8 protein-coding genes are annotated in these 13,103 nt (G+C 53.9%); 5 read left to right on the forward strand and 3 right to left on the reverse strand.

Translation table 11 applies throughout. The annotated features are described in order from the left end of the window. Window positions 1-11: 11 nt before the first annotated feature. From AB1483_09755 to AB1483_09765, 3 genes are read right to left on the reverse strand one after another with little or no spacing between them, the layout of a single operon-like run. Complete coding sequence (locus AB1483_09755) at window positions 12-902, reverse strand: SRPBCC domain-containing protein (GenBank protein ID MEW6412742.1); 891 nt, start codon at window positions 900-902, stop codon at window positions 12-14. Between the two features lie 15 nt (window positions 903-917). Next, window positions 918-1,412: an RDD family protein gene (locus tag AB1483_09760; protein ID MEW6412743.1), complete on the reverse strand. Its 495-nt coding sequence runs from the start codon at window positions 1,410-1,412 to the stop codon at window positions 918-920. Window positions 1,413-1,467: 55 nt separating this feature from the next. After that, window positions 1,468-2,778 carry an NCS2 family permease gene (locus AB1483_09765; GenBank protein ID MEW6412744.1) on the reverse strand — a complete coding sequence of 437 codons (1,311 nt, stop codon included), beginning with the start codon at window positions 2,776-2,778 and terminating at the stop codon, window positions 1,468-1,470. 297 nt (window positions 2,779-3,075) lie between these two features. Between AB1483_09765 and AB1483_09770 the strand changes: the two genes are divergently transcribed. The 5 genes from AB1483_09770 to AB1483_09790 all read left to right on the forward strand — a co-directional run bounded on the left by AB1483_09770 (window position 3,076) and on the right by AB1483_09790 (window position 12,508). Further along, window positions 3,076-4,233 carry a P-loop NTPase gene (locus AB1483_09770; protein ID MEW6412745.1) on the forward strand — a complete coding sequence of 386 codons (1,158 nt, stop codon included), beginning with the start codon at window positions 3,076-3,078 and terminating at the stop codon, window positions 4,231-4,233. A gap of 18 nt (window positions 4,234-4,251) precedes the next feature. Further along, window positions 4,252-4,842, forward strand: coding sequence for a NifU family protein (locus AB1483_09775; GenBank protein ID MEW6412746.1), 591 nt, complete (start codon window positions 4,252-4,254; stop codon window positions 4,840-4,842). Window positions 4,843-5,009: 167 nt separating this feature from the next. Further along, on the forward strand, window positions 5,010-7,718 hold the full coding sequence (locus tag AB1483_09780) for a FlgD immunoglobulin-like domain containing protein (protein MEW6412747.1): 2,709 nt from the start codon (window positions 5,010-5,012) through the stop codon (window positions 7,716-7,718). A 388-nt stretch (window positions 7,719-8,106) separates the two neighbouring features. Further along, window positions 8,107-10,890 (forward strand): FlgD immunoglobulin-like domain containing protein, encoded by a 2,784-nt coding sequence (locus AB1483_09785; protein MEW6412748.1) that lies wholly within the window; start codon window positions 8,107-8,109, stop codon window positions 10,888-10,890. Window positions 10,891-10,909: 19 nt separating this feature from the next. After that, window positions 10,910-12,508, forward strand: coding sequence for a FlgD immunoglobulin-like domain containing protein (locus AB1483_09790; protein ID MEW6412749.1), 1,599 nt, complete (start codon window positions 10,910-10,912; stop codon window positions 12,506-12,508). The last annotated feature ends 595 nt before the right edge of the window (window positions 12,509-13,103 follow it).

Below are 13,103 nucleotides of genomic sequence, written 5' to 3' on the forward strand. Positions count from 1 at the left end.
GCTTCTCCACGTCACTCCCACTCTATCGGCCCGGTGGTGAAACGCTGGTGAAGATTGTTCAGAACGTATTCCCACGCCTTGTCGAAATAATCGTAAACCTCGTTCCACTGCCCCCCCTCGCCCCATCCGTGATGCGTGAGCGTCACCCGGGTCTCGCCCGTCTCGAGTTCATCGAGCATCACCACCACCTGCGTGTGAATTTTGCGAAGTTCGGGAAATTGCGGCGGCGCGTTCCACTCGAACGACAACATCGTGCTCGGAAGATACCCCAGCACCCGGCAACCTTCTGAGCCACGCTGCCCATCCGGACTGTCGGGACTGAAGTATATCTCGTAGGGACCGTTGGGTTTCAATTCCACATGAGCGTCAGGCGCGAAAAATGTCTCTACGCCCTCGGTAGAGGTCCAAGCTCTGTAAACTTCGGCTATGCCGGCATCGACAAGAACCTCTTTGACGAGTCTCCGGCTGCTCGGATTGGCCACGTAGCGATCCTGCGCAACATTGTCAACCAGCAATGACACCCGCATGGGATGAATCTCGAAAGTGTGCAGCCCGGCGATGACCGATGGATCCTTTTCTATTATCGCTCTCGCGTCCGCTTTCGACGCCGCCTCGACAACTATCAATCCGAACACCGGATCAAAAACCGGCCCGGCCATCAGCACTGTTCCCTGCGCAACTAAATCCTTGAGGTAGAAGTAGTGCGCCGTCATTGTTGATTCCTCGGCCGGGGTCATGTTATCCGGCCAGTTCTCGCGCGTGCCCAGAAGCTGTATGAAAAAATGCTCTTTCTGCTCGGCCACTTTTTCTCCTTCGTCTGCCGCAATCACGGCGGGCCCGATCTGGAGGATAACCACCAGCAGCAACATAGTTACACGTTTAAGCTTGTCTGTCCTTTTCATAGTACTTATATGCCTTTAAATTCGTTGGCCATATTCCTGAACCCGGTTTAAGCTATAGGCAGCATCAACCACCACCGTACCGGCCAGATGGTCGTGAAGGCACCGGCGGTGCTTTCCGAAGATAAAAAGTACGTCGGCCAGACTCACGAGCGTTCCTAACATCGGTATAGAAGCAAGCAGTCCGATTACAACATATCTGAGGAAAAACAGCTTGGCGAAACCCGGAATCCTCCCCTCCAGATCAACGATCCTGGTTTTGACGATGGCTTTACCGATTGTCTGCCCGCGTTTATACAGAAGATAACCATTCAGAATTAAGAATGTGCTCCAGCCCAGTCCGAACATGAATACCTGTTGCTCGAAGGTGATTTCACCCTGCTTCACAATGTTCTGAAAAATGCCCGTCCCGAACAAAAGCGGGAAAATCACTATCATTGATATTATACCGTCAATGATTGCCCCGCCGAGTCGCTCACCATAGCCCGCCAGATCCTGTGTTGTTGGCTTCAAATACCCCTCCTGTCATCTTAAACGTTCACCAGGCCCAAAGACAATGCCGGAATTATCAATACGGATAAAAGACGAAAAACAGCGCCGACAAAACCGCCAGGATCCACATCCCGGCGTGCACCTCGCGCACCCGCCCATCGAAAATCTTCATTATCGGATAAACCACAAATCCGGCCGTGATACCGATACCCAGATTGTAAGTGAAACTCATCAGCACTATCACCGCGAAGGCCGGCACGGCCTCCGACAAATCACTGAAATCGAGCTTCGTAATCGTGGTCATCATCAGCAAACCAACCACGATGAGCGCCGGACCGTAGGCGCACGGCGGCACGGCCGTAAGAAACGGCGCGACAAACAGACCGGACAAAAACAGAATGGCTGTCACCACCGATGTAAACCCGCTGCGTCCCCCCGCCTCCATCCCCGCCGCCGACTCTATAAACGTGCCGGTCGTGGTTGTGCCCAGCAGCGCCCCCACCACTGTGGCGGTCGAGTCACAAAGCATCGGCTTTTCTATTTCCGGAAGGTTACCGTTCTCGTCGAGCAATCCCGCCTTGAGCGACAGCCCCAGCAGCGTGCCGGTCGTGTCGACAAAATCCATCACGAACACGGTGAGGATCACCGAGAAGAATCCCCAAGTGAAAGCTCCGGCAATGTCGAGTTTCATGAATATCGGCGCGAGCGATGGCGGCAGGCTGACAAGCCGCTCCGGCGGCTCGGCCACGCTGAAAACGAAAGCGAGAACGGTGGTGATCAAGATTCCGATCAAAAGCGCCCCGGTCACTCTCCTGATCATAAGCACCGTCATCACCAGAAAACACCCCACGGCCAGAATCACGGAAACATCGCCAAGCTGTCCCACATGAACCGGCGCGCCGGGAACGCCAATAGTCACGATTCCCGTGTCATTCAGTCCGATGAAGGCCAAAAACAATCCGATACCCACCGCGAAGGCCACTTTCAGCGAGTCCGGAATACTGTTGGCCAGCCAGCTTCGAATCCGAAAAGCGCTCACCAGCGTAAACAGAACGCCGCCGATAAAAATCGCCCCCAGCGCCGTCTGCCAGCTATAACCAAGCACACCGCACACCGTGTAGGCGATAAAAGCGTTCTCCCCCATATAGGGCGCTATCGCGAACGGCCTTCGGGCATAAACACCCATCGCCAGCGTTCCAAACGAGGCCGCCAGAATCGTGGCCACCATCGACGGACCAAACGGAATCCCCGCGGCTTCGAGAATTTTCGGATTGACTATAATGATATAAGACATTGTAAAGAAGGTGGTCAGGCCCGCTATAATCTCGCGCCTGAAGTTCGTCTGATGACGATCGAACTGAAAGAATTTTCTCAATCCCGCAAGCACTTACGTACTCCCCAATCGTTTATAAAACGAATCTAAACGCCCCCGAATCCAATGTCAGCAAAAAAATAGTCACCCTCTCCTACTGTGAATTCTCAACGCATGAAAAGCCCCGCCCACAAAAAGGACTTGCCCCGCCCCCGGACGCTACGCACGGGAAATCGGTTGACATTCCGAACAAAAATGCTCTTATAGTGTTTCTATTGTTATATTTGCGGGCGGGACGACCGTAAAACATGCGCGGTCTCCACTGCTGAGATTTTTAACGTAACAAACAGGTAGTCCCGAGGATATATACCGATGGCACATCAAAAGACTTCGCCAGCCGAATCCGACTCAAAAGTCGGTCTGTCCGGCATTAAACACATAATCGCCGTGGCCAGCGGCAAAGGTGGGGTCGGCAAATCCACCGTATCGGTCAACCTGGCCGTCGCCCTCAAACAGTTGGGTGCGAAAGTGGGGCTTATGGATGCCGACATCTACGGCCCCAGTCAACCCGGCATGCTCGGTTCGTCCGATGCCAAACCGGACATCGTCAACAACCAGCTCCGGCCCATCAACAAATACGGTATCGATTTCATCTCGATGGGTCTTCTGGTCGGCGAAGATCAACCGGTCATCTGGCGCGCGCCAATCGCCATGAAAATGATTCATCAGTTTCTGGGCGCGGTAACCTGGGGCGAGTTGGATTACTTACTTATCGACCTTCCTCCGGGAACCGGCGATGTTCAGCTCACGCTCGCGCAGCAGGCCTCACTCACCGGCGCGATTATCGTAACCACCCCTCAACAGGTGGCGCTCGGTGTCGCCCGCAAAGGTCTTCGGATGTTCGATCAGGTCAATGTTCCCATTATCGGTATTATCGAAAACATGAGCGGCTTCACCTGTGGCCACTGCGGCAAAGTCACGCCGATTTTCTCCGAAGGCGGCGGCAAGGAAATGGCCGAGAACATGCGCATACAATATCTCGGCGCCATTCCTCTCGACCCGTCCATCATGACATCCGGCGAAGACGGCAAACCGGTATTGCTCGACGGCTCGGACACGGCCGCGGCTCAGGCCTTCATGAAGATCGCCGAAAGAGTCAAGAAAACCGCCGAACAGTTCGCCGAGGCTGTCCTGAAAACCGAACCGAGAGATATTGGCCTGACCGATGATGGCAATCTGCGCGTTGTCTGGCCCGATGGTCACGAGAGCACTTACACTCCCTACAACCTTCGCGTCGCCTGTGGCTGCGCCACCTGTGTCGATGAAGATACCGGCAAGAAAACACTGGACCCGAAAAAAGTCCCGCTGGATATAAAGATAACCGGCTTCAATCGCGTCGGAAGATACGGACTCGCAGTAGCCTTTTCCGACGGTCACAACACCGGTATATACATATATGAACGGCTCAGGGACCTGTGCGAATGCGAAATCTGTTCTAAAGATAAAAGACAGGACTCGTTCAGCATATAGCACGGCAGGAGATATATCATGTCTGAAGATCAGAACATAAAAATAACCGGCGAACCATCGCTGGACCCAATGGTGTGCAAGTTCATAGTCGACCGGCCGCTTCTGAGCGAAGGTTCGTTCAACTGTCGCCGCAAAGATATGGCCGAGGGCTCTCCGCTCCTGAAGGCTTTGTTCGAAATCGACGGCATCACGCAGGTGATGATTTCCGGCAACACGCTCACTATCGCCAAGTCAACTCCCGACCCCTGGCCGCAGTTGGGACAGAAAATCGGAGCCGTCATTCGCGAAAGGATCCGCTCCGGACAACCGCTGGTTGCCGCCAATGTCGATAAAATGAAACCATCCGAAGAAAAAATCCGGCAGCTGGTCGAAGATTTGTTCGAGAAGCAGATCAATCCGATGATCGCGTCGCACGGCGGACGGGTGGAGCTTGCCGATGTCAAGGGCACTCAGGTGTTCGTCCGTCTCGGCGGAGGATGCCAGGGATGCGCCTCGGCAAATGTCACCCTAAAACACGGCATCGAGAAAGCCATACGCGAGACAATACCGGAAGTCACCGATATTATCGATGCTACCGATCACGCCGCGGGCACCAATCCCTTCTATTGATTTCGGCCTAGCTCTTTGCCACAGATACGCTTAGCAAAAGAAGCGACCGCCTGACAGGCTGTCGCTTCTTTTTTGTGAGGATAATCGAATAAGTTTGAAAAAAGTGGGTAATATTGTATATTTAACACGTTATCAGAACCAATTCTTAATCAAAATGGGAGGAAAAAATGCGTTATCGCAGCGTCTTATTTTTGTCCCTTGCCCTCACACTAAGTCTCACATCCGTAGCGGCGCCACCAAACGACATGGCCGCTCCGACCGCTCCGACAACAATGACTATCGATAAAACATCTTTCATCGACGCCAACAAAATTCTCATGTTCGTAACCAATTTCGGCAACTTCGGTCGTGATCTTGATGCTGTGTTCGGCCATGACTATGGAACATTTTATCCGTACATCGGCACCGAATACATCGAAGATGGCCGTCTGATAGCCTCTCCCCTTTATGCCGCCGGACTGTGGTTCGGGGCTATCGACTCAGCCACCGGCGAGACAAGGGTTGTCATTTCGGAATACGGCAGCGAGTATACGCCGGGACCGATGGAGGCAGGCACGTTCCAACCGGATTGTCCGGAATTCCAAGTCTACAAGCTCTACCACGACAGCCTTCAGACCAATCCGAATTCCGATTATCTCAACTGGCCGGTCGATCAGGGAGCGCCGGTCGATGAGTACGGCCGCCCGCTGATGCGCGGTCATCAGACCCTCTGGACTGTCTTCAACGACGCCGACCCCGCCAAGCACACTAACGACGCCGGTGACACCAACCCGCTGGGCATCGAGGTACGCCTGATGGCGTGGGCGATGGACGAACCCGGTGTCGAAGTCATACCCGGGACCGACGAGTTAGCCGTTACCCAGGTCGGCACCACGACCGCCGGTGTGACAGTCAGAGTTGTGGACCCAATGTCACTGACAGGCCATGACTACATGGTAGTAATCGACAGCAGCGAAACGCTCGGCCCGGTGTGGCACCTGATTGACCAAACCACGGCACTTACGGTCCGTGAAAATATCCCCGTCACCGTCGTGGACACAGTTCTTGGATTGGAAATATCAGTCGATCTCGGTGTTTCCGCCTTCTCCAGTTTCGAGGTCGTAGCCAACGCCGCGGGAGTTCTGGACCCACCGGAGCCCGGCGCTTTGGCGTTTGCCGGTTTCCCGGTACCAACCGAATATGACCCCAGCGGCTACATAAGCGATCGCCAGCAATCCACTGACGACGGTCAATGGGCTATTCACACCGATGACAACGGCGGCACCAGCGGCGGCGGGACTCGCGGCTCCTACGACGCCTTTCTGGACCGGGTCACCCGCACCGGAGCCAATTACGAAGCGATTGGTTGCTACGATTACGAAATGCGCTTCACCGGATCGTACGATAACTACGGTACCAATGGCAGCTACGTGTTCGAGTGGTACAACGACGAAAACGTCTTCTGGGTACCGTTCGAACTCTGGCAAATAGGAATAGGTACACCCGATGACCCCAGCGATGATGTGAGGCTGATACCAATCGTCATTGATGACGGCGACGATGATACATACAATCTGGAGAGCTATGGCTCTTCCCTCGACCTTACCTGCGCGGCTGGCTGCGAACACTCCGCCTCGGGCGGCGACGATGATCCCTTTACTGACTGGACCTACTGGATTCGACCGGTGGATAGCTCCCCCGGTGAAGCCGGCTACCTCGCGGCCGAAACCGATATGCTGGCCGGCACTTTTGGCACGAACGTCGACAGTCACTACGCCACCGAGATTCTGGCGCGGATCGTATTGATCAACTGGAACGGCGGCGTGATACCGCCATTTACTATGGATCTTCCCGAACAGGGAACGATCTTCAGAATCTGCACTACCAAAGAACAGCCTCGCGATACCTTCACCTTCACCGCCACGGCCATGCCGGATATTACCACCGGCGACGAAGGCCTGAATATCTACCTCGAGTACTGGGTTCACAATAAAGGTGGAAGAACTCTCAACAACTCGTACATCTCTCTCTGGTCGGATCCCGACCTGGGCGGCGCAGGCGATGACTTGGTCGGCTGTGATTCACTTAATAACCTCTTCTTCTGTTACAACGCCGACGATGATGATACCGACTATGGAACCAATCCGCCTGCGATGGGATTCAAGTACCTCGTCGGACCGCTGGTTCCCTGGCAGGGAGAAACGGCGGATTTCTATGGCGAGCCCCTGATCAATCACAAAGATATCGGCATGACCGGTTTCATAAAATACTTCAACGGCACAGATCCGGACAATTTCTCGGAAACATACCAATCCATGCAAACCATCACCAAGGGCGGCGATCCATACATATACGACGGACACGTCTTGATGTATATGCACTCGGGTGACCCGGTAGCAGCAACCGGCGATCTTGACATGTATCCGGCCGACCGCAGAATGATGGGCAATTCCGGGCCGTTTACGTTCCGACCGGGTGACAGCCTGTATATGCTGATCCGCATGACAGCTAAACACGGCACCGATTATCTCAACGCTATCACCGAGCTAAAGAGAGTGCTCAACCTGCCGGTGGATTTGATGACCGATGTTCCCGGAGAAACGCCCGGCCAACTTCCGGATAAGTTCGCTGTCAAACAGAACTATCCCAACCCCTTCAACCCATCAACCACGATTCAATACTCTCTGCCCGAGAGAACACATGTGACTATCGACATCTACAACCTGCTCGGCCAGAAAGTCCGTCAACTGGTCGATGAAATGCAGACGGCGGGTGAACACACGGTCTTATGGGATGGCAACGACGAAGGCGGTAACGGTGTGGCTACCGGTATGTACTTCTACCGCGTCAAAGCCGGAGATTTTATCGACAATAAAAAGATGTTGCTGGTGAAATAAGTTACCTCGGCAAATTCGCTACGTTTTGGCCGGTCTGCGCAAGCCGATCGGCCATTCGCTTGTCAGACAAGACCATAAGCAAATCTACGCGGCCACCGCACCACAATTTCAGAACACCCCTGCTCATATTTAGTTGTTTGACAATGGGTTTTTGAAACGTATCTTAATTGAGAGGGCTTAGTCTCGATTTTCACGTGGAGTGGAGGGAAAACACGTGACCTTCAAACACCAGTGCCGTGCACCCTGCGAAAACCTCCTCCCCACCTAAAACCGCCACGTTATTGGTTATATAAACGATCGAACAGTTGGAGAAACAAAACTCCCGTGCTCACAAAACAGATAAGACAAAACATAACAACACAATATTTGAGGCAATTCAGGAGGGACAATGAAACTCGTTAACTTAATCACTTACATCTGGCTTCTCACATTGACAATCTCAGCAACAGCGGCTCCGCCGGATGACAAAAACCTCACTATATCCTCAACCGCAACCCTCACCATAGACAACACGACTTTCATCGATGCCAACCAGATCCTCATGTTCGTCACCAATCACGGCGCTTTCGGCAGAGACATCTCCGGCGTCTTTGGCTATCTCTACGGCGTCGGGACCTGGTGGCCATATACAGGGGATACATCTTTGATAAGAGCCAACATAGACAGTATCGCCTACAAATCACCCCTGTATGCCGCGGGTCTATGGATGGGCGGTATCGACTCTGCCACTGGAGAGACACGTGTGGTAATATCCGAGTATTCCAGTGAGTATGTCCCCGGCCCAATGGTGGGCGGTACATTCCTGCCCGATGAACCGGCCTTCAGAAACTACAAACTATACATCGACAGCCTCGAAACCAATCCCAACACCGACTACCTCAGTTGGCCGATTGACCAGGGCGCCCCGCTCGATGACATGGGCAATCCCTATATGCTCGGACGACAGATGCTCTGGTCTGTTTACAACGACGCCGACCCTTCGGCTCACACCAACGATGCCGGAGAAACAGCGCCTCTCGGCGTAGAAGTCCAGCAGACATTCTGGGCCGGCGATGAACTCGGTGAAGACACCATTTACTACAATACCGTGTTTGATGTAACCCAGATTGGCACCTCCGGTGTGCAGGTAACCGCCTACATTGCGGACCGCGCGGCTCTCACAGGCGATGATTACCGGGTAGTTTTCGAAGACACTATCCTGGCCGATACCACCATCGATCCCGTCGAAGGCACCATCATCGACACCCTCTACTACTACGCCTGGCATCTGGAAAACATCACCACCGCACAGCGCGTTCTTGAGTGGCAGTATCCGGACAGCCTTTCGGAAGTTGTAGATGGATTCAGAGTCAGGGTAAGCTCCGCGCCGGGTGGGTTCTCCGGTTTCGAAGTTGTAGCCAACGCGTCAGGTTCACTGCCATCTCCGTTGCCGGGCGCCATGGCATCAATGGGCTTTCCCACGCCCGGTGACGTTGATCCCGGTTCCGACCAGCAGGTCGGCGATGCTATCTGGCTGTTCCATACCTCCGACAATGGCGGCACCAGCGGCGGCGGCACCAGAGCCGATTTCGACGCCTTCATATCGCGCGTCACCCGTGATGGCAACAACGACTCAGCACGCGGCTATTATGACTACGAAATGCGCTTCACCGGCTCTTATGACAACCCCGGTGTCAATGGCAGCTACGTCATAGAATTTTACAACGATGACAACGTCTTCTGGGTACCGTTCGAACTGTGGCAAACCGGTGTCGGCACCCCCGAGGACCCGAGCGATGACGTCCGCCTCATTATGTTCGTCATTGATGATTACACCGATTCCTGGACCGGCAACGATGCCTACGGCCTCGAAAGCTGGGGCTCGACAGCCGACGGTACTTGCTCGGGCGATTGCGAGCACTCTGTCTCCGATGGCGATGATGACCCGTTCACCGACTGGATCTACTGGATAAGGCCGGTCGATGACTCCCCGGGCGAGTCCGGCTACCTCGCCGCCGAGACTGACATGCTGGCCGGGACTTTTGTCGATAATTACGGAGACCACTATGGCGCCGAACTAATGGCGCGCACTGTGCTCGTCGGCCTCAACGCCGGCAAAGAGCCACCCTTCGCTATGGATTATCCCGAACAAGGGACGGTTTTCAGAATTACGACCACCAAGCCATTCACCCCTCCCGATACCTTTACATTCACCGCGGACACCCCCCCCTATTACGTCACCACGCTCGAGGGTTCGTCGGTTTATATCAAATACAAGCTCTACAACAGAGGCAATAGGGTCATTAAGGATATGTATCTGGGCTACTGGAGTGATCCGGACCTCGGCCAGGGCGGCGATGATTTCGTCGGATGCGATACGCTCAACAACATATGGTTCTGTTATAACTACGACAACGATGATACCTATTACGGCCCTGCTCCGCCGGTCCTCGGATTCAAGGTGCTCTATGGTCCGGTGGTCCCTGCCGCCGGTCAAACGGCCTATTTTGACGGCCAACCTATGGCTGATTTCGAAAACCTCGGATTAACCGCGTTCGTGAAGTTCATCGGAGGAGAGGACCCGGACAGTTACTCGCAAACTTACGGCTTTCTGCAAGGCCTGACAAAATCGGGTGAGCCATACACTTACGACGGCGATACTCTCACTTACATATTCAGCGGCGACCCGGTAACCGGAGTCGGCGACCTTGATATCGCCCCCGCCGATCGCAGAATGCTTGGGGTCAGCGGACCGTTCGATTTTCGACCCGGTGACAGCCAATTCGTGCTGATAAAAATGGCCGTGGGACAAGGAACCAGCAACCTGAATTCAATCACCGAGGTCAAAGCCATCCTCAATGAACCGTTCGATCCGCTCACCGATGTTATCGCCGGCGGCCCGGAGCCTCTTCCTCGGAAATTCTCCGTCAGCCAGAACTACCCCAACCCATTCAATCCGACCACGACCATTCAATACGCGCTGCCTGAACGGGCGAAGGTGACTTTGGATATTTACAACATCCTCGGACAGAAAGTCCGCAGATTAGTGGATGAAACCCAGCCAGCCGGGACTCACACCGTTGTGTGGGACGGAAGAAACGAAACCAACCAGCCCGTAGCGACCGGACTTTATTTCTACCGCATGACAACGGGAGACTTTCAAGAGTCCAGAAAAATGATACTGTTGAAATAACATTGAGAAAGGAGTATCTGTGAGGGGTACATACCTAACCGCCATTCTTGTCGTTTTTGCCGCGATCGCTGCGGCCGCACCGCCGCCCGGTGAAGCGGAGCAACCGACACCCGCCGTTATTCTGGAATACGATAACAACGTATTTATCGACGCTAACAATATCCTGATGTTCATCACCAATCACGGTCAATTCGGCCGTGACCTCGCCAATGTATTCGGATATAGCTATGGCACCTGGTTCCCCTACACCGGAGATACAGCGGCTATTGCCGATAACCTCAACGGCGCGGGTGAGCATTCGCCCCAATATGCCGCCGGTCTGTGGATAGCGGGTGTGGATGGCGCCGATATCAAAGTGGCTATCTGCTCGCAAAACACCGATGAATACACTCCCGGCCCGATGGCCGACAGCTCTTTCGTCCCCGATGACCCGGCCTACAAAGTCTACAAACTCTACTCCGACAGCCTCGAAGGCAATCCCAACAGCGACTATACCAACTGGCCCGAAGGTCAGGGGGCGCCAGTCGACGCTCTGGGTAATCCGGTTATGCTCGGCGACCAGATGCTCTGGTCGGTTTTCAACGACGCCAATCCCGCCCGTCACACCGTGACCGGGGGAAAAACTCCGCCGCTCGCTGTCGAAATCCGGCATACCACCTACGCCTACGATCGTACCGACTATCGAGGTTATGTCGTGTTCCTTCGCTATAAGCTCTACAATCGCGGTCCGAACACTCTGACCGATTGCTATGTCGGCATCTGGGCCGACCCTGATATTGGCAACTCCTCCGATGACCTGACTGGCTGCGACACAACCAGCGATATCTTCTATGCCTATAACGGCTACAGCACCGACGCTCAGTACGGTTCAAATCCGCCCGCTATGGCCTACAAAATTCTCAAAGGGCCAATCGTCCCTTCCGTAAACGACACGGCCTACTTCGATGGATACTTGATTCCGGATTGCAAAAACCTCCGCCTGGAATCCTTCAGGCGATACGGCACCGCGGATGGACCCACCGACAGCTCCGAGACTTACAATATCATGCGCGGACTTCTCAAGGATGGCTCCCCTCTTGTCATCGGCGGCACCTGGGACGTACCCGGAGATCCTATCGAAGAGGAAGGTTCCTATGATCTGGGTCCGGGCGACCGCGCCATGCTCGGCTGCTGCGGTCCGTTCAACTTCAACCCCGGTGATAGTCAATATGTGCTGGTCGCTCTAGCCTGCGGCCAAGGGACCGACTACAAGAACTCAATAACCGTCGCGATAAACATCCTCAACCAGATTACTGACTTCCCGCTCGACGCTCCCCCTGTCCAGTCGCGCACACTGCCTTCGAGCTTTATCGTCAAACAGAACTACCCCAACCCCTTCAACCCTGTCACCATCATTGAATATTCCCTGCCTGCCCGCGCTCAGGTTAATATCAGTATTTACAATATTCTCGGGCAACGCGTGACGACCATCGTCGATTCCGAACAACCGGCCGGAACTCACACTGCCGTTTGGGATGGCAGGGATCAATCGGGAGCACCCGTATCGAGTGGCTTCTACTTCTATAGGGTAAGCGCCGGTGAGTTGATCGATACTAAGAAAATGTTACTCCTGAAGTAAGACTGTTTGACAAACATGACACGAAAGAGCCGACTCAAAATTGAGGGGTTGGCTCTTTTCTTTGAGACAGACTTTCTCGATAATCGTTACGGAGCAGGGGAAACAATACCAAACATGGATTGATTTAGCATTTTTCGACTTGACACCTTGCTGTCAAGCGTGTATACTACTCTTGCAGTAAGCAAGAGGGCAGAGCCTTTTTGGGAGAAGTCCTTAATTGCGCAACCGCCAGTTTTCTATGCGATTGAAAAAACCTCACACATCAACATCCCCGCGTTCCCAAACGCTTCATCGAGCGTAGCGACTCGCCAAAACCGCCAAAACCGCCAGTTGAATTTGTAGCGTGGTTCTGTATCAAATTGAGAAGATTCTGTTGCGGTGGTAGCCGCTGGAGAATCAGCTTCAACTCCGTGCTGGTTACCCCCCGACGTAGATTGCGTCTGAAGATAGACGAAGAGTGAATCGGAAAAACCGGGCGAATTGTTTTTCCTGAACACTTGCTTCGAGCCTCAAAACGTGTGCCCTGAAGTGCGCCCGCGATGGACCGATTGTGGTTACTGAAACCGGGTCGTCTGCGGTAAAGGGTAACTGTGTG

The organism is Candidatus Zixiibacteriota bacterium, from assembly GCA_040756055.1.
GTDB lineage: Bacteria > Zixibacteria > MSB-5A5 > GN15 > FEB-12.

Bases quoted from the DNA above. Each gene is read 5' to 3' on its own strand.
- AB1483_09755 (MEW6412742.1), bottom strand. From the start codon at position 902: ATGAAAAGGACAGACAAGCTTAAACGTGTAACTATGTTGCTGCTGGTG.
- AB1483_09770 (MEW6412745.1), top strand. From the start codon at position 3,076: ATGGCACATCAAAAGACTTCGCCAGCCGAATCCGACTCAAAAGTCGGT.
- AB1483_09785 (MEW6412748.1), top strand. From the start codon at position 8,107: ATGAAACTCGTTAACTTAATCACTTACATCTGGCTTCTCACATTGACA.
- AB1483_09775 (MEW6412746.1), top strand. From the start codon at position 4,252: ATGTCTGAAGATCAGAACATAAAAATAACCGGCGAACCATCGCTGGAC.
- AB1483_09780 (MEW6412747.1), top strand. From the start codon at position 5,010: ATGCGTTATCGCAGCGTCTTATTTTTGTCCCTTGCCCTCACACTAAGT.